This window comes from Tritonibacter mobilis F1926, from assembly GCF_000376545.2.
In the GTDB taxonomy this organism is placed as follows: Bacteria; Pseudomonadota; Alphaproteobacteria; order Rhodobacterales; family Rhodobacteraceae; genus Epibacterium; species Epibacterium mobile.
The window spans coordinates 854,540-874,155 of the sequence record NZ_CP015230.1 but is presented as its reverse complement, the minus strand read 5'-3'; the positions used below and the strand labels follow the sequence as shown (position 1 = coordinate 874,155).

Genomic DNA, 19,616 nt, shown 5'->3' with positions numbered 1-19,616 from the left:
CGCGCGTCATGGCGACAGACCCCGCAATCCATCAGCAACAGTTTGACCGCATTGCAACTGGCAAGGGCTTCATCGCCGCGCTGGACCAGTCTGGCGGTTCCACACCCAAGGCGCTGGCGCTTTATGGCGTGATGGAAGACGCCTATTCCAATGACGAGGAAATGTTCGGAGAAATCCAGAAGATGCGCGCGCGCATCATCACCGCACCGGATTTCAACAGCGACAAGATCCTTGGCGCGATCCTGTTTGAAAAAACCATGGACAACGCCATCGACGGCACGCCCGTCCCCATCTACCTGTGGGAAAAATGCGGCGTTGTGCCCTTCCTGAAGGTCGACAAGGGCCTTGCAGATGAGGCAGACGGCGTCCAGCTGATGAAGCCGATGCCCGATCTTAATGCGCTTTTGGAACGCGCGGTTGCCGCTGGTATCTTTGGCACCAAGATGCGCTCCGTCGTCAAAGAAGCCAACGCCGCCGGCATCAAATCCGTGGTGGCGCAGCAGTTCGAGGTTGGCCTGCAAATCGCACGCGCCGGTCTGGTTCCGATCATCGAACCCGAGGTGGACATCAACTCCGCCACCAAATCCGAGGCCGAAGCCCTGCTCAAGGACGAAATCAAAGCCCAGCTTGACGCCCTGCCCGAAGGCACCAAGGTTTCGCTCAAACTGACGATCCCCAATGAGGCAGGCCTCTATGACAGCCTCGCGGATCACCCCGCCGTGGTGCGTGTGGTGGCGCTGTCTGGTGGCTACACCACCGATGATGCCTGCGCGCGCCTGTCGCAAAACAGCAAGATGATCGCGTCGTTCTCGCGCGCCCTCACCGAGGGGCTGAATGTGGCGATGTCGGATGCGGATTATAACGCCGCCCTCGGCTCCAACATCGACAAGATCTACAAAGCCTCGCTCTGAAGCACGTCGCAGACTGAGCGTTGTTTGAAACAACAAAGGCCGCAGCACCCGCTGCGGCCTTTGTCACATCTGGCACATCGGACCGTTAGCCCACGTTGCGAAACGCCGCATCCTGTGCGCCCTCAAACCCGCCACTCTGACTGCCCGATCCAAGCTGGAACACAGACACCAGCCCCGAAAGGGTCGATGCCTCATTGCGCATCTCCATCAGGGCAGCGGTGCTTTGTTCGACCATGGCCGCGTTTTGCTGGGTCACACTGTCAAGCTGCGACACGCCGATATTGATCTCGCCAAAGGCCGTGGATTGCTGTTCGGCAGAGCTGGCCACCTGTTGCGTGAGGTCAGCGGCTTCGTTGATATGATTGACGATACTTTCGAGCATCTCGCCCGCGTTGCCCACAAGCTCCACGCCGCTTTCCACATGTCTGGTGCTGATGTCGATCAACTCCTTGATCTCACCGGCAGAGTCAGCCGTGCGCTGCGCCAGATTGCGCACTTCGGACGCCACCACGGCAAAGCCACGGCCACTTTCGCCCGCCCGCGCGGCCTCAACCCCGGCATTGAGCGCCAGCAGATTGGTCTGAAAGGAGATATCGTCGATCACCGAAATAATTTTGGAAATCTGGGCCGAGGAGTCCGCGATCTCATTCATTTTCTCAACCGCATTTCGCACCACCACGCTGCCCTCTTCGGCGCGCTGGCGGGTGGTATCGACCGCACCACTGGTCTGCTGCGTCGCCTCCGCAGAAGAGCGCATGCTGACGGTGATTTCCTCCACGGCGGCTGCGGTCTGCTCCAGCGTCGCGGCCTGAGATTCGGTACGTTGGGATAGATCTTGCGAGGCTTGTGAAACCTCCAGCGCCCCGCTGTCCAATTGCTGTGCAGAGGTGCGAATCCCGGAAATGACCTGCCGCAAGGCACCGATTGCAGCGTTGAAACTCTCGCGAATACCATTGAACTGTTCCGGAAAATCGCTGTTTTCGGGCGAAGGAATATCATGGCTCAGGTCTTGTGCGGCCAGTGCTTCGATCGCATCGGTCATATAGCGAAAGCCGCGGTTTTGCTCTTCTTGTACGGCCTCTGCATGGGCGTCAAAGATCAGTTGAATATCGAGCGCCATAGCCCGTGACAAAATCCCGAGCAAAATATGCGTCTCAGACGCGCGCCGAAACAGTCCACCTGTCTGGCGTTTCAGAATAAGTGCTTGAATTTGCGCATTTGCATGCGCGTAGCCTGCATTAAAAAATGAAAACGGCAGGCCGATGCGGGTGTGCACCTGACCGATATTGCGCGCCGAAGATTGATAGTCTTTGCAATACTCCCCGGAAAACAGTCGCGACCAATGTTTGAGCTGCTCTCCCTTCGCGCGCTCCAGCATCTTGTCGCTTTTGAAAAAGGCAGCCATTTCCGGCTCGCGCCCGACCCGATCATAAAAGTGATCCAAAACCTCAGGCAGCAGCGCCATCACCATCTTGGAGGCCTTTTGCAAGCGGGCCTGATTTGCTCCGTCCAGATCGTAAGTCGCGAGCAATGCGTTCATCTCAACCGTCACAGGAGTACTCCTCTGCATTCGTAAAAGCAGCGGTCGCCGTGAGTTTATCGCAAAATAAAGCGCCGCAGGACTTCGAGAATTATGATCGATTTGCGAACGAAAGCTAAATAAATACAATTTTATGGTTTACGCCCGTCAAAAACACAGCGTTACACATTCCCTTTTCGGAATTGTGGACAATGGATGACGCATTACTGCGCAACACCGTGAACAGGTGAATTATTTCGAATTTCAAAATCTAGAACGGCGCACAGATCGATTCGCCCCAAGGCGTGATCCGCCTTATAAATAATGGGACTTTACTTCACCAAACAAGTTTCTCGCCGAATTCAACGCGCAGCCCCACGCAATGAAACTGAAAACTTCAAAATCACTTTTTGACAGAATACCATCTTTTGCAACTTCCCCGACAGCGCCACGGATCTGCCTCAGTCTGTTTACGCGCGACAAGCGCGGGCGATGTCGTCGGCGCTCAACTGGTAACGATTTGCAAACCGTTTCCGCGCCGCCACCAGCCTCGGGTCGTCCGGTGTCATGCCAAGGGTGCGGATGAATTCGACCCGCTGTTGCTTCTTCAGCGCCTCGCGGTCGATGGCCGTGCCCATCGCGCGGTCGATCACCTCACCGCCGGGCGAGACATGGAACCATTTTGAGAAATCGCGAAAATGGTGCTGGTTGTGAAGCTGGGTCACATGCCGCTCCACCCGTGTTTTGGGCACTGTCAGATGCGCTGTCATGTGAAACCATTCATACCCCAGAAAGGTCGCAACCCCGCCCACCAGCACGATCGCCGCCGCAAGCGTCAGCGCATGCAGCGGCAGGACCAGCCACACCAGCCCGTAGATCAGCGCAAAATTCACCGCCAGCATCGGCAGCGCCACCCAGATCGGCGCAAAGAACAGCCGGTGATTGGTCGGAAAATCATGGTGGCCGTAATGGGCCTGATAGAGCAGATCAAAGGCCCACTGTCGGCGCGGCGGTTTCAGGTGGAAGATATAACGGTGTAGCCCGTATTCATTGAGCATCTGCAGGCCGACCCCCAGCACCACAAAGCCCCATTGCCATGTCGCCCCCTGCATCAGCAGGATCGCCACACCCAGCGCCACCGCCGCCAGCATCACCGGCACCGACGGGTGCGACAGCAAGAGTTTCAACCGCATAATGTCCGCTCCTCCCCGAATGGACCTGCCCAGCCTGCGCGCCCCGACGGCGCTACTTAAAGACCGGCGGGCGTTTTTGCATGTTCGCCATCACCACTTCCATCTGTTCGGGCTTGCCGATTAATGCTGCCTGCTCTTCGCTTTCGCGCAACAGCACCTCTGCGGCACTGGCACCGCTTTCGGCATAGGCGATCAGGCGCTTGGCGGCGCGGATGGCATTGGGGCCCTTGCCTGCGATCTCTGCCGCAAGCGCCTGCGCGCGGGCCAACGGATCATTCGCGATCTCGGTCACCAGCCCCCAGCGCTCGGCCTGCTCGGCCTCCACCGGCGTTGCCGTATAGGTCAGCATACGCAGCACATCCGAACGCACCAACTGCGGCAGGAGCGCCATGCCCCCCATATCCGGGATCAGGCCCCATTTCATTTCCATCACCGCGAGCTTTGCATCCGGGGCCGCAATGCGCATATCCGCCCCCAGTGCGATCTGGAGCCCCGCCCCAAAGGTTGCCCCCTGCAAGGCCGCGATCACCGGAATATCCAAGGCACGCCACATCATGGCGACGGCCTGAAAATCATTGGCGTCCCCCTCGGTGCGATCCATGATCCAGCCGGTGTCCTGCATCTGCCCCATCGCAGCAAAGCTCATCACATCAAGGCCCGCGCAGAAACTCTTGCCCTCGCCCGACAAAACCACCGCCCGCGCGTCCGAGGCCGCAACCTCCTTGGCCGCTTGGATCACCGCCGCCAGCATATGTTTGTCGACCGCGTTCATCTTGTCGGCGCGGGTCAGGGTGACATGGGCCACGTGGTCGCGGATCTCGACGGATACACGCGCGTTTTCCTCAGCCATCACAGGCTCCTCCTCTGATCGTCTCGCGTGCCGTCGCTGTGGCACCCTCGTTGGTTGCACCCAGCTTGCCGCGCTTCGCCCGCGCTTTCCAGCCTGACGCCGGGGCACCGGATCACGCATGGCCCCTTGCCCGTCTGCGTCCGCCCGGCTAGGTCTTGGCGCATGACAGACAGCCGCCAAACCCCGCTCGCCCAGTCCCTGCCCGCTTCGGTCCCTTTTGTGGGGCCCGAAACCCATGAACGCCAACGCGGCGCGCCTTTTGTGGCGCGGCTCGGCGCGAATGAGAATCTCTTTGGTGTCTCGCCCAAGGCAGTCGCCGCCATGCAGGCCTCGGCGGCAGAGATCTGGAAATACGGCGACGCCGAAAGCTATGAGCTGCGTCAGGCGCTTTCTGATCTGCACGGCGTTGCCCCCGATCACATCATGGTTGGCGAGGGTATCGACGGGCTTCTGGGCAATCTGGTGCGGCTTTATGTCGGCGCTGGGGATGCGGTCGTCACGTCGCTTGGAGCCTATCCCACGTTCAACTACCATGTGGCAGGGTTTGGCGGCGTCCTGCACACCGTCCCCTACAAGGACGACCACGAAGACATCGCCGCATTGATGGCAAAGGCCCATGAGGTCAGCGCCAAGATCGTCTACCTCGCCAACCCCGACAACCCGATGGGCAGCTGGCATCGCGGCGCGGATATCGTCGCCGCTTTGGATGATCTGCCCGAGGGCAGCCTTTTGCTGCTGGATGAGGCATACGTGGAATGCGCCCCCGCAGGCACCGCCGCACCGGTGGATGTGACCGACCCGCGCGTGATCCGCATGCGCACCCTCTCAAAGGCCTATGGCATGGCAGGCGCGCGCGTCGGCTATGCGATGGGCGCAGTCGATGTGATTTCCGCCTTTCACAAGGTGCGCAATCATTTTGGCATGAACCGCTGTGCCCAGATTGGCGCAACCGAAGCGATCAAGGATCAGGACTGGCTGGCCCATGTGCAGGCAGAGATTGCCACCGCGCGTGATGAGATTTCCCGCATTGCGCGCGAAAACGGCCTGACGCCGCTGCCCTCTGCCACCAATTTCGTCGCCATCGACTGTGGCCATGACGGGGATTTTGCCAAGGCGGTCCTGGAGGCGCTGGTGGCGCGCGACATATTTGTGCGCATGCCCTTTGCAGCACCGCAAAACCGCTGCATCCGCGTCAGCTGCGGCCCCGAGGCCGAGCGCGCCGCCTTTGCCGCCGCGCTGCCTCTTGCGCTGGAAGAGGCGCGCCGCAAACGCGGCTGACCCAGCGGCGCGGTCGCGCATAGCGCAAGCGAACCGGTAAAACGTCCTGAAGGCGCGCGCGCTTTACCGGGAGTTTACCCCTTTAGGGCTAGGCTGTGCGGACATTGCCTGCCTGGAGGGGTAATCATGAAACGCCGGAACACGCACCATGACAACACAGAATTCCTGTCGGCCACGCTCAGTTTTCTGGCCGTGAACCTACTGTGGATCTTCTTTGCGCTCTGGCTTCTTTATGGAATGGTGCCGGTGCTGTTGCTGGCGGTTGCGATGAACCACATGATCAACCGGCTTGAGGTGCGCATGATCCGCGCCGAGCAACGCGCGGATACACGCGGCACGCATCCCCTCAACCGGCGCATCTGACCCTGCGAGAGGCGGACCTAAGCGGCCCGCCATCTGACCTCAGCCCGCCTGTGCTCCGGCGAGCACCTTAGCCGCCGCCTCCAGCGCGCCAGAGCCATGCGGGATATCCAGCGCACTCAGACCCGTTTCAATGCCGCCCAACAGCCCCATAATCATATGGCCGTTGACGTGCCCCATATGGCCGAGACGGAAAAAACCATGCCACTCCGCGCTGTCGGGCGGCGCCATGCCAAGCCCGATGCCCAGCGTCAGGCCAAGGTTCTCCTCCAGCCACATCCGTAGATCCGTGGCCCGTGGTGAGGGCAGCCTGAGCGCCGTCACCGCATGCGAGCGCAATGCAGGATCTGCCACATTCATCGCCAGCGCACCGCCTTCGCTCCAGCGATCACAGGCCGCCCAGATCGCCCGCGCCAAGGTCTCATGACGATCCCAGATCTGCTCGATCCCCTCTGCGTGGATCAAATCCAATGCCGCACGCAGACCATATAGATGATGCGTCGGCGCGGTGCCGCCAAAGAACTGATAGAAATATTCCGGGTTGGCGCGCGGCGTCCAATCCCAGTAACGGCTGACCCGAGGCACACGCGCGCGCGCCTCTGCGGCCTTGTCGTTAAAGAACACAAACGACAACCCCGCAGGCACCATCAGCCCTTTCTGGCTGCCGGTGACCATCACATCGACGCCCCAGGCGTCCATCTCGAACCGGTCGCACCCGAGTGAGGCAATGCAATCCGCCATCAACAACGCCGGGTGGCTCGCCGCGTCCAGTGCCCCGCGCAAGCCCTTGATATCATTTCTGATCGACGTGGAGGTATCGGTATGAACACCCAGCACCGCCTTGATCTCATGCGCCGTGTCTGCGGCCAGCCGCTCCGCCACGCGCGCCAGATCAAAGGGGGCTTGCAGGCCGAAATCCATCACCTCGATCTGCAAGCCAATCGCTTCGGCCATCTCGCTCCAGCCATATGCAAACCGCCCGGAGGCTGGAACCAGAACCTTGTCGCCCTCCTGCAAGGTGTTTGACAGCGCCGCCTCCCACGCGCCGTGGCCGTTGGCGATATAGATCGCCACATGATGTTCGGTGCGGGCCACTTTGCGCAGATCCGGCGGCAGCGTATCAGTCATCTCGACCAATTCACCGGCGTAGATATTGGGAGAGGCGCGATGCATCGCCTGCAATACCTGATCCGGCATCACCGAAGGCCCCGGAATCGCCAGATAGGACCGACCGGAAGAGAGTTTCACAGAATCGCGCATATTAAGTTGCCCTGCTGAGTGCCCGGGATGTCCTGTTGCGTCGGATAATCGCCCGAGACGTATTTCAATTGGCCGCAGCCTAGCGCAGCCCCCGGCAAGGTCAATTGCCTAAGGTCACCCCAAGCCCCCACGGCTCGCACCGCTTGCGCGCTGCCTCTAAGCTGCTTAAATGTCGGGACTTGTCGCAAGTCTTGCCGGCATCAGACCATAAACGACAGTCAGGAAGTGCAGAATGAGTACGCAATACATGTCCTCGCGCGAATTGTTGCGCTGGCTTTGGCGCGGCTACCTGCGGCATCACATTGGCCTGCTGGCCATCGCCGTCGTTTTTATGCTGATCGAAGGCGCCTCCGTTGGTGGCCTCAGCTACATGATGCAGCCGATGTTTGATCTGGTCTTTGTCAACGGCAACGAGAATGCCTTGGTCTGGGTCAGCGTCGCTTTCTTTGCCATCTTTGTGCTGCGCGGGTTCAGTTCGGTGACCCAGCGGGTGATCCTTGCAACCATCAACCAGCGGTCTGAGGCGCATATGCGCACCGATATGCTGGACCGGCTGATCCATCAGGACGCCAGTTTTCACCAGCATCACCCCCCCGGCTTTTTGATCCAGCGGGTGCAATCTGATGTGGCGGCGATCAATCAGGTCTGGCAAGCGATCATCACCGGGTCGGGTCGGGACGTGGCGCAATTGATTGCCGTGCTCGGGGTCGCCATCAGCGTCGATTGGCGCTGGACGCTCATTATGTTGATTGGTGTACCGCTTCTGGTGCTGCCGCTGTCCATCGTGCAGCGCTATGTGCGCAAAAAAGCCAGCCTTGCCCGCGACCTTGGTGCGGTGCAGGCCACCCGGCTGGATGAGGTGTTCCACGGCATCGTCCCGATCAAGCTGAACCGGCTCGAGGACTATCAAAGTGGGCGCTACCGCACTGCGACCGCCTCCTTTGTGCGCGCTCAGATCAAGGCGGCCCTTGGGGCCTCCTCCACCACCGGCATGGTCGATATGATGGCCGGGCTTGGGGTGATGTGTGTGATCCTGTTTGGCGGGCGCGAGATCATTGATGGCGACAAGACGGTCGGCGAATTCATGAGCTTTTTCACTGCCATCGGCCTCGCCTTTGACCCGATGCGCCGCCTCGCCGCCATTATGGGCGTCTGGCAGGGGGCCGCCGCCGCGATGGAGCGCATCAAAGAACTGATGGATGCCCCGATCACGCTGGTGTCGCCGGAAGAGCCCAAACCTGCGCCCAAGGGTCTGCCTGAAATCCGCCTCGACAATGTGAACCTCTATTATGGCGAGGCGCATATCTTGCGCGATCTATCCTTGGTGGCAGAAGCTGGCAAAACCACCGCATTGGTGGGCGCATCCGGGGCGGGTAAATCCACAATTTTCAACATCCTGACACGTCTGGTTGATCCGCAGAGCGGCTCTGTCACCCTGGATGGAACCGAGGTGCGCGATCTCGACCTTGGCGATCTGCGGGATCTGTTCTCCGTGGTGACGCAGGACGCGCTGCTGTTTGATGAAACGCTCAAGGAAAACATCCTGCTGGGGCGTACTGACGTCAGTGACGAACGCCTCACGGAGGTGCTGGACGCCGCCCATGTTTCGGATTTCCTGCACAAGCTGCCGGATGGATTGGAGACCCGGGTCGGGCCGCGTGGCTCTGCGCTTTCGGGCGGGCAGCGTCAGCGTGTGGTGATTGCGCGCGCACTGCTGCGTGACACGCCGCTGCTGCTCTTGGATGAGGCGACATCGGCGCTCGATGCCCAGTCCGAGAAAGTGGTGCAAAAGGCGCTGGAGAAGCTCTCTGGCGGGCGCACCACCATTGTGATCGCGCACCGTCTTTCGACCATTCGCTCGGCCGACAAGATCGTGGTGATGGAACGTGGTCGCGTTATGGATCAGGGTCGCCACGAGGAGCTGCTGGAGCGCGGCGGCATCTATGCCGATCTCTATCGTCTGCAATTTCAGGACGGTAAAACGGTGATCGACACCGATGGCGTCAACGCCCAGATCACCCGCAATGATCGCCGGGACGAACGTGAGGACACAGGCCTGTTGCGCCGCTTTGCCCGTCGCCTGTTTGGCTGATCCACGGCAGGCCAGACCCGCTTGAACTCCGGCGCGTTCGGGGTCACATCTTTTGCAGACCGCGCAAACACCCCAATGGGAGACGTACATGGCCGACCGCCGCATCTTTCGCCTGCATGGACCGGACACCCACAGCTTTCTTCAGGGGCTGGTCACGAATGATATCAATCGGTTAGAAGATGGTCTGGTCTATACGGCGATCCTGACCCCGCAGGGCAAATACCTCGCGGATTTCTTTCTCGCCCCCGAGGGCGAGGCGGTGCTGCTGGATGTGGCCGATGATCTGGCAGATGACCTTCTGAAGCGGCTCAAGATGTATAAGCTGCGCGCCAATGTCACCATCGACGAGACCGACCTGAAGGTGAGCCGCGGCACCGGGGAGGCCCCCGCAGGCGCTCTGACGGACCCGCGCCATCCGGCACTTGGCTGGCGTCTTTATGGCGATGTGGCAGGCGATGACGGCAGCGACTGGGATGCAATCCGGGTGACGCATGTGATCCCGGAAACCGGCATTGAGCTCACGCCCGATAGCTATATCCTTGAGGTGGGCTTTGAGCGTCTCAATGGCGTTGATTTCCGCAAGGGCTGCTATGTTGGCCAGGAGGTCACCGCCCGTATGAAACACAAAACCGAGCTGCGCAAAGGTCTGACACAGGTTGAGATCGACGGCGCTGTGCCGGTGGGCGCGCAGATCACCGCATCTGGCAAACCGGTGGGTCAGGTTCTGACCCAATCCGGCGGCAAGGCGATTGCGTATCTGCGCTTTGATCGTGCCAAGGGCGCGCTGGAGGCCGAGGGCACCACGCTGCGCTGGCCAGAGGCCCCCACAGACTGAGGCAATTGTTTAACCCTTGTCCGTTAGCCTTGCGCGCACTGGCGGTCTAGGCGCGACATTGGCGCGCTCAGAGCAGCGCACAGGGTCAGAAACAGGGCCGGGCAGGCAATATGGGACACGAGATGACACGATTTTTTCTGACGGCACCGCTAATCGCTGCATCTGCTTTGATCGCACCAGCCGCGCACGCACAGGATTATTGGGAATACGGCGACTGGCGTGTCATCATCACCGAAGAGGACACCGGCGAAGACCTTCGCCGTATCTGCCACGCTTTGACTGGCGGGGACGGGATGCCGACGCTGCGTCTCGAAATCAGCAATGGCGACGCAGGGCCGCCACATGATTTCCCAACGCCAACCTATTTTTCCAGCGCACCGCGCGGCCACCGCACCCAGATCGGCAATGCGCAGGGTGTGGCCTTTGTGTTCGACCAGCAAGGGGTGTTCTTTGGCGTCGCCGAGGGCGGCTTTGACAACGATGGCATCGCGTGGGTGTCTGCCACACCGCGCTGGCAGGATGTGAAAAATGCACTCCTTTGGATGAAAGCGGCCTCTCATATGGAGGTGCGCGCCTTGGACGCCTATCGCGCCAGCACCCAGACCTATGTGGCCTCGCTGAACGGGTTCACCGCCGCCTATGGCAAGATGATGGACAGCTGCGGCCATTCCGTCGAGATCCCGCGCTGATCCAGATCCGGGGGCGCTCCCGCCCGTCTCGGGTCCATTAGAATGCCCCCTCCCCCGTTGGGCCCGGCGCCGCTGCGCGGCGCGCGCTGTCCTTTACAGTGCGCAGAAAAAAGCCCCGGCCCCGCAGGATGCAGGACCAAGGCTTTGCAATAGAGCTCTGCGCGATTTAGGCGCGTTCGGAATATTCCATGGTCTCGGTGTTGACGACGATCATCTCGTCCTGGCCCACGAAGGGCGGCACCATGACCTTGACGCCGTTATCAAGGATTGCCGGTTTAAAGGAGTTCGCAGCCGTCTGGCCTTTGACCACCGGCTCGGTCTCAACAATCTTGCAGGTTACTTTCTGCGGCACGGTCGCGTTCAGCGCCTCGGAGTCGTAGAATTCCACCACAATGGTCATCCCGTCCTGCAGGAACGGGCGACGATCGCCCAATAGATCGGCAGGCAATTCGATCTGCTCGTAGGTTTCGGTATCCATGAACACCAGCATCCCGTCTGTTTCATAGAGGAACTGCTGGTCTTTTTGCTCCAGACGTACGCGCTCGACCTTGTCGGCAGACCGGAACCGCTCGTTCAGTTTGGAGCCGTTGCGCAGGTTGCGCAGCTCGACCTGAGCAAACGCGCCCCCCTTGCCCGGCTTCACATGATCGACCTTGACCGCAGCCCAGAGGCCGCCGTTGTGCTCCAGAACATTGCCGGGGCGGATTTCATTGCCGTTGATCTTGGGCATGGAAAACTCTTTCAGGTGGTTGATGACAGCTTGAACACCCCTATATCCGGCAGGTGTAAGGCTGGCAAGATGACGATATATCGTGTCTGACGGATAGGTGACCGCGAAATAGGCATGCACAAGATGCATAAAAGATATGCATCTTTGGGGTACCCGAATCGTCACAATTCCGCCATAAGGAGCGTCACGCCGAAAATGCAATAGCAAGAACAACAAAGGAAACGAGATGCGAGATTTCGTTGACGGCACCGCATACAATAACGAACAGGGCAACCGAGCACGCAAGCTGTTTGCGGCGGTTGTACTGGCTGCACTGGATGATGCCATTGCCGACGACAAAAAATACGGCAACGGCCCCGAGCAGATCGCCCGCTGGGCACGCTCGCGCGATGGGCGCGAAGTATTGACCTGCGCAGGCATCGACCCCAACGAACGTGTGGTCGAAGGCCTGATGGATTTCGTTGGTCGCGGTGTACGGACCTCTGTCGCGCTGTCGCGCGAAGAAAGTGAACGTCGTAACGCGGCGCAGGCCGAAGCGGCCTGAACGCAAAATAAGCTGCCAAGCTTGAACGAAAAGCGCGTCCCTGGGGGGCGCGTTTTTCTTTTTGGGGATTTGCTTTTGCATACGCCCCGCCCCAGCGGCACCGACAGATCCCCACCCCGCGCTAACCTGCGCGATTGACCTTTGGCCTCTGGCATTGCAACCCTCGCCACAGACGGACAGCAAAAAAGACACCCAAATGATCCCCAAGGCCCTCATGATCCAAGGCACCGGCAGCAATGTCGGGAAATCCATGCTGGTGGCGGGGCTGGCACGCGCCTTGCGCCTGCGCGGGCTCTCAGTTGCGCCGTTCAAGCCGCAGAATATGTCCAACAACGCCGCCGTGACCGCTGACGGAGGCGAGATTGGCCGGGCGCAGGCGCTACAGGCCCGCGCGGCGGGGCTCGCGCCGCACACAGACATGAACCCGGTGCTCCTGAAGCCGGAAACCGACACGGGCGCGCAAGTGATCGTGCAGGGCAAACGGCGCGGCACCCGCGCGGCGGGCTCGTTTATGCGCGACAAGGCGGGCCTGCTGGAGGCCACACTGGAGAGCTTTCACCGCCTCGCCACCCAGCATGACATTATCCTCATTGAGGGCGCAGGCTCCCCGGCAGAAACCAATCTGCGCCAGGGGGACATCGCCAATATGGGCTTTGCCGAGACCGCAGGCGTGCCGGTGGTCCTGGTGGGTGACATCCACCGTGGCGGCGTGATCGCGCAGATCGTCGGCACCCATACGGTGCTGGACGCACACGACCGCGCCCGTATCAAAGCCTTCGCCGTCAATCGCTTTCGCGGCGACCTCAGCCTGTTTGATGGCGGGCGCGATGACATTGCGCGCTGGACCGGCTGGCCCTCGGTGGGCGTGGTGCCGTGGTTCTGGGATGCGTGGAAACTGCCTGCCGAGGATATGATGGACATCGCCTCACACGCGGGCGGAGCATGCAAAGTGGTGGTGCCGCAACTGGAACGGATGGCGAATTTCGACGACCTCGACCCGCTCGCCGCTGAGCCCTCCGTCACGGTTGAAATCATCCCCCCCGGCCGCGCCCTGCCCGGCGATGCGGATCTGGTGCTGATCCCCGGCTCCAAATCCACCATTGGGGATCTGGCTTACTTGCGCGCGCAGGGCTGGGATATAGACATCCTCGCCCATCATCGGCGCGGCGGTCATGTGCTGGGACTGTGTGGTGGCTACCAGATGCTCGGCCAGACCATCGACGACCCCGACGGCGTCGATGGGCAGCCGGGCAAGGTCGCGGGGCTTGGCCTTCTGGATGTGCATACGGTGATGGCGGGCGACAAACGCGTGACCCTGAGCGACGCGCGCACGCTTGCGGGCGATCTGCCCGTGTCTGGCTATGAGATCCATATGGGCCGCACCACCGGGCCGGATTGCGCCCGCGCCTGGTTGACGCTGGAAGGGCGCGCGGAGGGTGCGACCTCCGCCGATGGCCGCGTGCGCGGCTCTTATCTGCACGGGTTGTTCACGTCGGATGCGTTTCGCGCCCGCTTCCTTGCCGACCTCGGCCACCAGTCCGACATTGGCTATGACGCAGGTGTCGAGGACACGCTGGATGCGCTTGCCGCCCATCTGGAACGCTACATGGATATCGACCGCCTGCTGGAACTGGCGGAACCCATCCCCGCCCGCGCGCGCTGAACGCCCCGCCTGCGCTAGCCACAACACCCGCACCAAGGCGCGCCCGCAGCGGGCGCCAGCCCGCTGCCCGGCCCAACCAGACAGCGGGTTTTCGCAGAAAACATGCCGGATGGGCGGGAGCGCCCCCGTCGTTAATCAGAAGGGTGCAGAACCACGATTAACGATTTGAATTAACGGTAAAATCTCGCGCGCTGCGTCAGAGCAGCTCTTGCGTCGCCAAGGCGCGCTGGATCTCGCGGCGCACCAGTTTGCGCACGTTGCGGGTGATCCGCTCGCCAAGCGCGCCCTGCAACTCTTCACGCACGATGTCAGAGACCAACTCGCGCAGGCCTTCCTCATCAAGGAAATCCTCATGCGCCGCCAGCCGGTCCATCGCAGCCTCCGTCAGCGCATCGCCCGCCATCTCACGCGCGTTTTCCGCCACCGAATCGCGGGCCGAAGCAAAGGAGGCACCACCAGACGCCTCTTCCTGATGATCTTCCCACTGGATGGTCTCAACCGTGGGGCCACTATGGGGCACCGCCTCGATCTCATCCTCATTGATGTCCGGAACACGGCGACTGCTTTGGTCTGCGGCCTCCGGCTCGGCACGTCCAGCGGTCTCAAGCTCTGCAATCCGGCGCACCACGGCAGCCACGCGGGAGCTTTGTTCCCGCTGCATATTCTGCGGCTCTGCAGAAGCGGGCTGTTCGGCTTGCGCAGCACCGGGTTCCAAACTGTCATAGAGCCGCGCCTCAGGGTCGCGCCAAGGTGCATCATCCCCTGCCGCATCAACCGCTGCCGTATCATCAGCCGCGACCTCATTCAGCGCCCTATCCGCGACGGCTGCAGAGGCCTCGGGCCTTTCTGTTTCAGGGAAGCGCGGCGCGCTTTTGGTGTTCAGCAGGGTGGGCGCGCTGCGCTCGGCCTCCTCAAACGTCTGAGCCTCAGCGTCGTCCACATTGACAAATGGGGCCTCGGCGACGGGTTCATTCTGTTGGGAACTGTCGACCATGGCCGCTTCTGACGGGGCGGATCTGACCAATTCCGGCTTGCGCGGCGCATCAACTGGCGCGCGGGCCCGAAACAGCACGCGGCTGGGTTCTTGCGCAGATGTCTCGGCACCTGCCTCACCCGCGCGCTCTGGGGCAGCCCGCTCAGGGACCTCGCCCTGAGGATCCAGCGGCCCGGACGTCGCAGCTTCATCGCGTGGCTCGCCTTGCAGATCTGCAGCGTCAGTTTGTGTGGTGAGTTTATCCGTCGCCGCCCCGTTGCGCGCGGTCCCATTGACCTGCGGCATCACCGGCTCTTGAGGGTGCTCTGATGCAGCATCTAACGCGACATCACGCGGCGTGACTGCATCAGAGTGAGCCGCCCCGCCATTCTGCACCGCATCATGTTTCGCCGCATCAGAACGCGCGACCTCGGCCTCGGGCACCCGCAGCGCCGGTGTCAGCACCAGACGCGTTGCGGGTTTGGCTGCGGGACGCGCAGGGTCCTCCGCCCGCCCGGTCTCACTGACCAAGCGACGGATGGAGGATAGGACGTCTTCGATTTCTGCGTGCGTAACGGGTTCAGACATTTTTATTGGCCAAGCTCACCTCTTACGGCAAGTGTAGCCAGCTTGCCCGCATCACACAACAGCAACGTCAGATTTTCAGTTCTTTCTCAGAGCCTTGAGAACACGGTCCAAATCCTGCCCGCGTTTGGTCACGAAGGCCGGGGCGGACCGGACCTGATTGTGATAAATCTCAGGGTCATAGCGTTCCACAGCAAGGTTCAGGTTCTCTGCGGTCAACAGCCCTTGCGCCTGCAGCAACTGATAGGCCGCCAGGGCCTGATTGGCGCGCGCCGACAAACGGGCGGTCTGCGCATCCAAAAGCTCCTGCTCGGCTTGCAACACGTCCAGCGTGGTGCGCGATCCCAGCGTGGCTTCCTCGCGGATCCCGTCAAAAGCCACCTGCGCCGCACGCACCCGCTCATTAGAGGACACAAGGCTCGCAGCTGCCGTGTCAAACGCGGTATAGGCGCTTGCGGCATTGCTGGAAATGCTGCGCTGAACCGAAAGGAGCGATCCACGCTCTGCATCCACACGCGCCAGATCGGCGCGCCGCGCAGCGGCCAGCCCGCCGCCCGCATAAAGGGTCTGGTTCAGCGAAAGACCCAGATCAAAGTTGTCAGAGGTTCCGTCACTGCCGCGCACCTCACCATGAGACGCCCCGGCGGTGAATTTCACATTCGGCCCCATGTCGCGCAAGGAACTGTCAGCCGTCAGTTGCGCCGCTTTCACCGAATGCTGCTGTGCCCGCAGGCTCGGGTGACTGCGCAGCGCCCGCGCTTGCGCATCAGACAGGCTGGCGGCACGACGCGGCAATGGCGGATAAGAGGCCACCGCCCCCGGCGCACGTCCCACGACTTCTTCATAGGTGGCGCGGGCGGTCAGCAATGCGCCGCGCGCATCCGTCAGATTGGCGCGCGCCTCTGCCACCTGGCTTTCAGCAAGGGCCACGTCGGTGCGGGTCACTTCCCCCACCTCAAAGCGGTCATTGGCCGCGCGCAGCTCTTCTTGCAGCAGACGCAGGTTGTTCTGGCGTAGCGCCACAATATCTTGTTGGGTCAGGACGTTGACATAAGACTGCACCGCCGCGAACAGCACTTGCTGCTCCACATCCAGCAGGGTCTGACGGGTGGCCAGCACGGTTTCCTGTGCCGCCGCCCGATCAAGCTGGGTGGCCCCGTTATCGAACAACAGCCACTCCATCCCAACCCGAAGCGTCGCGCCGGTGTTGTGGTTGGAGCTTGCGCCCAATGCTCCCAACCCCTTGCGCTCATAACTACGCGCAATCCCGAGCGTCGCGGTCACCACGGGGCGCAACTTTGCGACCGTGGCCGCGACCCCTTCATCGGCAACCCGCAAAAGCGCGCGGTTTTGTTCCAAAAGGCCACTGCTGGTATAGGCGCCGATCATTGCATCGGTCACATTGTCTGCCTGTGCCTGCGGTGCGCTCACCACGGCGGTGGCAAGGACGCCGATAGCAGCAAAAGCCCTGATCCGCTTTGTTTTCAGTATTCGTTGCATCCTGTCGCCTCGATGTCTTGTGGGGTTTTTTGCCCCGTTATCAATCTCGTTTGCGCCAAACATATGTGAACGTCACATCTATTTGAAAAGAGCCTATCTTGCTTATCTGACCGAAAAGACAGGAGCGCGACAGGATGGCCTGCGTCAGAGCGAAAAGACTTCCGGCTTGGCAAAGCCGGGCAACACGGGTGCCCCCGCATTAAATTCAAAGCGCCAAGACACGCGACCGGCACTCTTATATCCTATCTTAACTTCGCCCAACGCGCCACTCATGAACAATGCAGCGATACGTCCGCCGTCTTTGAGTTGCGCCAAAAGCGCATCTGGCACCTCTTCGACGCCGCCCTCAATGAGGATCACATCATAGGGACCGTGCTCGGCCGCCCCCTCAGTCAGCGCTCCTTGATGCACGATGGCATTGTCGGCATTGCTGTTGCTGAGGGTCTCTTGCGCCTCAGCGGCGAGGCTTTCGTCTTCCTCGACCCCGATCACCATCTGCGCCAGACGCGCCACCACTGCGGTGGAGTATCCAAGCCCGCAGGCCACATCCAGCACCAGTTCATCCTGACGCACATCCAGCGCATCCAGCATTTTGGCCAAGGTGCGCGGCTCAGGCACCACGCGCCCGTCGCTCAGGGGCACCGATTGGTCTGCATAGGCAACCTCGCTTTGCGAATCCGGCACGAAGTTTTCGCGCGGAATGGCAAGCAGGGCTTCGATGATTGGGTATTTGGTCACATCCGCCGGGCGGATCTGAGTGTCTACCATCATGCGGCGGCGGTCGGAGAAATCAGTCATCTGCTAAACTCATATGGTCAGGCATTCGCATGGGTTTTGCCACATCACCACCTGCGCGGCAACGGCCCCGATGCACAATGGCTAAGGTTTAACGAACCTGTTGCCCGCACTCTGCTGTCGCCGCGGTGAAATCACGCGCCCATCGCCGCATACGCGCGCTTTCAAATCGTGGCCCTGCCCGGCCCTGATGCACCCCGGAAATATTGAGGTCTGATGTGTTGTGAAATGCACCTTATGAACAAATAATCCGGCATGATGCCTTCGCCTCACGCCGGGTTCCGCCTCAATTTTGGTGCTCGTCCTGCCGCCTCAGGCGGAGCAGGATTCGCAAAAGGGTATTTCGGGATGCGCCCGCAGCTGCTCCGGCGAGATATCGGCGCCGCAAATCCGACAATAGCCGTATTCCCCGGCCTTCAGGCGGTCCAATGCGGTCAAAATCGCCCGCATTTCCCGCCCGGCCAACGTCGAAGCTCTGCTCCCCCGCCCGGCAATCTGCGCCTCACTCGCACGCGCAAGGGCCGATAACCCTTGCCCCGCGAGCATTCCAGCCGAGAGTGCGCTCAGCCGGGTTTCGAGACATTTCTTCTGAACATTGAAATCCATCGTCTCTCCTCGCAAACAGTTGTCTTTTGATTTGGGGCAGGCCTTCCCGCAAACAAGTGCAACGCCCCTCCCCAAGGGCCGCCAAGCGAAAACTCGCCATCTTGCAATGCAACGAATCCCCCGCTCACCACCGATATAATACCGCGCTGACGCAACCTAAGGGCGATAAAGAAGCGACAAATTTATGCTGCAATTGCACAGAAAGCAGCATGTGCCGCCTTGTCTTGGCTCTTGCCATTTTCGAAAACATCGGGAATTTTCATCAGATCAGACGCCGCCCTCTCGCGGCACCGCACCGCGATGGAGACCCGCCCATGATCCGCCCTCTGCTCCTGACCCTTGTGATCTTCGGCCTTGCCGCCTGTGAGACCACCAAAGGCGCAGGCCGTGACCTGCAAAAAGCCGGAGAGGCGATTTCAGGCACGGCCCAAAACGTGCAAAACGCGCTCTGACGTCACGACCGTCACAGCGCGCCGCCGCCCCGGCTCACCCGCCATAAAGCTTGCGCGCAACGATTGCACTGACTGGCACCGCCAGCACAAAGCCCACGACAGCCGCGATCAGGATCGTCCAGATCGTGGAATACCCCATCACCAGCGCGGCAATGACGGCGCTGCCACCCAGCGTGGAGCCGATAAAGATGTGCAAGATCAGGGCCAAGCGAAGCATTTCGAAACCTCATATTTAATGTGACGCGCGTTTGCGTATGCTCATGCGCAGCAAGGCCCTGTTTCGTCTTTGATCTAAGTCAGATGAGCAGCGCAGAGACCTCAGCGCAAAATCTGCCCCCCCCTCAAAGCCCGCCTTCTGCCATCAGGGAGAGCGCCACATCCATCAAGACTGATTTCACGCCCCTCAAGCGGGGCCATCGTGGACGTGATCACGCCGGGCGGGTCGTTTGATGCGGTGACCGCTGCCCTCTCGGCTGTGGGCCTTGGCTCTGTGCCCTCATGGCTGCGGCCCTATGCGGCGCTCTCCACTGGCGAGCAATTCCGCGCCGATCTTGCCCGCGTCTTGTGCGAGCGCCCCGGCCTCTTTGTGATGGGCCAGATGCTTGCGCGCATCGAAGCGATGCTCAAAGCCTCCTTCATCCGCCCCGGCGCGCAGGTGGGCCGCCCTGTCACGCTTGGCGTCCCGGTTCTGAAAGCCCGCATTGCCAACGCTGAATATGGGCAGAGCCGCGCGCGGTTGAGTGAGGGCGGTTCCTTCGAGTGGACCCAGACGCTGAGGTAA

At 61.0% G+C, this 19,616-nt stretch carries 20 protein-coding genes; 10 read left to right on the top strand and 10 right to left on the bottom strand.

Annotated elements, in window-relative coordinates:
* Window positions 1-8: 8 nt before the first annotated feature.
* On the top strand, window positions 9-911 hold the full coding sequence (locus K529_RS04185) for a fructose bisphosphate aldolase (protein WP_005620848.1): 903 nt from the start codon (window positions 9-11) through the stop codon (window positions 909-911).
* Window positions 912-996: 85 nt separating this feature from the next.
* On the opposite strand, the gene K529_RS04180 is transcribed toward K529_RS04185, so the two are convergent.
* The 3 genes from K529_RS04180 to K529_RS04170 all read right to left on the bottom strand — a co-directional run bounded on the left by K529_RS04180 (window position 997) and on the right by K529_RS04170 (window position 4,473).
* Complete coding sequence (locus K529_RS04180) at window positions 997-2,463, bottom strand: globin-coupled sensor protein (RefSeq protein WP_005620847.1); 1,467 nt, start codon at window positions 2,461-2,463, stop codon at window positions 997-999.
* Window positions 2,464-2,900: 437 nt separating this feature from the next.
* Window positions 2,901-3,623, bottom strand: a complete 723-nt coding sequence (locus K529_RS04175) for a sterol desaturase family protein (RefSeq protein ID WP_005620846.1) — start codon at window positions 3,621-3,623, stop codon at window positions 2,901-2,903.
* A gap of 52 nt (window positions 3,624-3,675) precedes the next feature.
* On the bottom strand, window positions 3,676-4,473 hold the full coding sequence (locus tag K529_RS04170; RefSeq protein WP_046002479.1) for a crotonase/enoyl-CoA hydratase family protein: 798 nt from the start codon (window positions 4,471-4,473) through the stop codon (window positions 3,676-3,678).
* A 162-nt stretch (window positions 4,474-4,635) separates the two neighbouring features.
* Here K529_RS04170 and K529_RS04165 point away from each other — a divergent pair, with 162 nt between their 5' ends.
* Both K529_RS04165 and K529_RS04160 read left to right on the top strand, forming a co-directional pair.
* The gene (locus K529_RS04165) at window positions 4,636-5,751 is read left to right on the top strand and encodes a pyridoxal phosphate-dependent aminotransferase (RefSeq protein ID WP_046002480.1); all 1,116 of its coding nucleotides are present in this window, start codon (window positions 4,636-4,638) and stop codon (window positions 5,749-5,751) included.
* Window positions 5,752-5,877: 126 nt separating this feature from the next.
* Window positions 5,878-6,114 carry a hypothetical protein gene (locus K529_RS04160; protein ID WP_046002481.1) on the top strand — a complete coding sequence of 79 codons (237 nt, stop codon included), beginning with the start codon at window positions 5,878-5,880 and terminating at the stop codon, window positions 6,112-6,114.
* A 39-nt stretch (window positions 6,115-6,153) separates the two neighbouring features.
* Here K529_RS04160 and K529_RS04155 read toward each other — a convergent pair whose 3' ends face one another.
* Window positions 6,154-7,371: a pyridoxal-phosphate-dependent aminotransferase family protein gene (locus K529_RS04155; RefSeq protein WP_046002482.1), complete on the bottom strand. Its 1,218-nt coding sequence runs from the start codon at window positions 7,369-7,371 to the stop codon at window positions 6,154-6,156.
* 232 nt (window positions 7,372-7,603) lie between these two features.
* Between K529_RS04155 and K529_RS04150 the strand changes: the two genes are divergently transcribed.
* From K529_RS04150 to K529_RS04140, 3 genes are all read left to right on the top strand, one after another.
* Window positions 7,604-9,463: an ABC transporter ATP-binding protein gene (locus K529_RS04150; RefSeq protein ID WP_227511869.1), complete on the top strand. Its 1,860-nt coding sequence runs from the start codon at window positions 7,604-7,606 to the stop codon at window positions 9,461-9,463.
* An 88-nt stretch (window positions 9,464-9,551) separates the two neighbouring features.
* Window positions 9,552-10,298 (top strand): CAF17-like 4Fe-4S cluster assembly/insertion protein YgfZ, encoded by a 747-nt coding sequence (gene ygfZ / locus K529_RS04145; protein WP_005613940.1) that lies wholly within the window; start codon window positions 9,552-9,554, stop codon window positions 10,296-10,298.
* Between the two features lie 122 nt (window positions 10,299-10,420).
* Complete coding sequence (locus K529_RS04140) at window positions 10,421-10,987, top strand: invasion associated locus B family protein (protein ID WP_046002483.1); 567 nt, start codon at window positions 10,421-10,423, stop codon at window positions 10,985-10,987.
* Between the two features lie 166 nt (window positions 10,988-11,153).
* Here the strand turns inward: K529_RS04140 and efp are convergent, their stop codons facing one another.
* Window positions 11,154-11,717, bottom strand: coding sequence for an elongation factor P (gene efp, locus K529_RS04135; RefSeq protein WP_005613938.1), 564 nt, complete (start codon window positions 11,715-11,717; stop codon window positions 11,154-11,156).
* 226 nt (window positions 11,718-11,943) lie between these two features.
* Between efp and K529_RS04130 the strand changes: the two genes are divergently transcribed.
* Together K529_RS04130 and K529_RS04125 are read left to right on the top strand one after the other, a co-directional pair.
* Window positions 11,944-12,261 (top strand): DUF6280 family protein, encoded by a 318-nt coding sequence (locus K529_RS04130; RefSeq protein WP_005613937.1) that lies wholly within the window; start codon window positions 11,944-11,946, stop codon window positions 12,259-12,261.
* Between the two features lie 196 nt (window positions 12,262-12,457).
* Entirely contained in the window at window positions 12,458-13,924 is a 1,467-nt protein-coding gene (locus K529_RS04125) for a cobyric acid synthase (RefSeq protein WP_046002484.1), read from the top strand.
* A 196-nt stretch (window positions 13,925-14,120) separates the two neighbouring features.
* Here K529_RS04125 and K529_RS04120 read toward each other — a convergent pair whose 3' ends face one another.
* From K529_RS04120 to K529_RS04105, 4 genes are all read right to left on the bottom strand, one after another.
* The gene (locus K529_RS04120; protein ID WP_046002485.1) at window positions 14,121-15,485 is read right to left on the bottom strand and encodes a hypothetical protein; all 1,365 of its coding nucleotides are present in this window, start codon (window positions 15,483-15,485) and stop codon (window positions 14,121-14,123) included.
* A 75-nt stretch (window positions 15,486-15,560) separates the two neighbouring features.
* Entirely contained in the window at window positions 15,561-16,982 is a 1,422-nt protein-coding gene (locus K529_RS04115; RefSeq protein ID WP_046002490.1) for a TolC family outer membrane protein, read from the bottom strand.
* Between the two features lie 144 nt (window positions 16,983-17,126).
* Window positions 17,127-17,780 (bottom strand): protein-L-isoaspartate O-methyltransferase family protein, encoded by a 654-nt coding sequence (locus K529_RS04110; RefSeq protein WP_005650807.1) that lies wholly within the window; start codon window positions 17,778-17,780, stop codon window positions 17,127-17,129.
* 309 nt (window positions 17,781-18,089) lie between these two features.
* Window positions 18,090-18,383, bottom strand: a complete 294-nt coding sequence (locus tag K529_RS04105) for a TraR/DksA family transcriptional regulator (protein WP_005650805.1) — start codon at window positions 18,381-18,383, stop codon at window positions 18,090-18,092.
* Between the two features lie 314 nt (window positions 18,384-18,697).
* On the opposite strand from K529_RS04105, the gene K529_RS23000 reads away from it, so the two are divergent.
* Entirely contained in the window at window positions 18,698-18,835 is a 138-nt protein-coding gene (locus tag K529_RS23000; protein ID WP_009176605.1) for an entericidin A/B family lipoprotein, read from the top strand.
* Between the two features lie 34 nt (window positions 18,836-18,869).
* On the opposite strand, the gene K529_RS04095 is transcribed toward K529_RS23000, so the two are convergent.
* Complete coding sequence (locus tag K529_RS04095; protein WP_005650801.1) at window positions 18,870-19,052, bottom strand: hypothetical protein; 183 nt, start codon at window positions 19,050-19,052, stop codon at window positions 18,870-18,872.
* Window positions 19,053-19,253: 201 nt separating this feature from the next.
* Between K529_RS04095 and K529_RS23645 the strand changes: the two genes are divergently transcribed.
* Entirely contained in the window at window positions 19,254-19,616 is a 363-nt protein-coding gene (locus K529_RS23645; protein ID WP_005650798.1) for an ATP-binding cassette domain-containing protein, read from the top strand.

Bases quoted from the DNA above. Each gene is read 5' to 3' on its own strand.
- K529_RS04185 (WP_005620848.1), top strand. From the start codon at position 9: ATGGCGACAGACCCCGCAATCCATCAGCAACAGTTTGACCGCATTGCA.
- K529_RS04175 (WP_005620846.1), bottom strand. From the start codon at position 3,623: ATGCGGTTGAAACTCTTGCTGTCGCACCCGTCGGTGCCGGTGATGCTG.
- K529_RS04170 (WP_046002479.1), bottom strand. From the start codon at position 4,473: ATGGCTGAGGAAAACGCGCGTGTATCCGTCGAGATCCGCGACCACGTG.
- K529_RS04165 (WP_046002480.1), top strand. From the start codon at position 4,636: ATGACAGACAGCCGCCAAACCCCGCTCGCCCAGTCCCTGCCCGCTTCG.
- K529_RS04160 (WP_046002481.1), top strand. From the start codon at position 5,878: ATGAAACGCCGGAACACGCACCATGACAACACAGAATTCCTGTCGGCC.
- K529_RS04155 (WP_046002482.1), bottom strand. From the start codon at position 7,371: ATGCGCGATTCTGTGAAACTCTCTTCCGGTCGGTCCTATCTGGCGATT.
- K529_RS04150 (WP_227511869.1), top strand. From the start codon at position 7,604: ATGAGTACGCAATACATGTCCTCGCGCGAATTGTTGCGCTGGCTTTGG.
- ygfZ (WP_005613940.1), top strand. From the start codon at position 9,552: ATGGCCGACCGCCGCATCTTTCGCCTGCATGGACCGGACACCCACAGC.
- K529_RS04140 (WP_046002483.1), top strand. From the start codon at position 10,421: ATGACACGATTTTTTCTGACGGCACCGCTAATCGCTGCATCTGCTTTG.
- efp (WP_005613938.1), bottom strand. From the start codon at position 11,717: ATGCCCAAGATCAACGGCAATGAAATCCGCCCCGGCAATGTTCTGGAG.
- K529_RS04130 (WP_005613937.1), top strand. From the start codon at position 11,944: ATGCGAGATTTCGTTGACGGCACCGCATACAATAACGAACAGGGCAAC.
- K529_RS04125 (WP_046002484.1), top strand. From the start codon at position 12,458: ATGATCCCCAAGGCCCTCATGATCCAAGGCACCGGCAGCAATGTCGGG.
- K529_RS04120 (WP_046002485.1), bottom strand. From the start codon at position 15,485: ATGTCTGAACCCGTTACGCACGCAGAAATCGAAGACGTCCTATCCTCC.
- K529_RS04115 (WP_046002490.1), bottom strand. From the start codon at position 16,982: ATGCAACGAATACTGAAAACAAAGCGGATCAGGGCTTTTGCTGCTATC.
- K529_RS04110 (WP_005650807.1), bottom strand. From the start codon at position 17,780: ATGACTGATTTCTCCGACCGCCGCCGCATGATGGTAGACACTCAGATC.
- K529_RS04105 (WP_005650805.1), bottom strand. From the start codon at position 18,383: ATGGATTTCAATGTTCAGAAGAAATGTCTCGAAACCCGGCTGAGCGCA.
- K529_RS23000 (WP_009176605.1), top strand. From the start codon at position 18,698: ATGATCCGCCCTCTGCTCCTGACCCTTGTGATCTTCGGCCTTGCCGCC.
- K529_RS04095 (WP_005650801.1), bottom strand. From the start codon at position 19,052: ATGCTTCGCTTGGCCCTGATCTTGCACATCTTTATCGGCTCCACGCTG.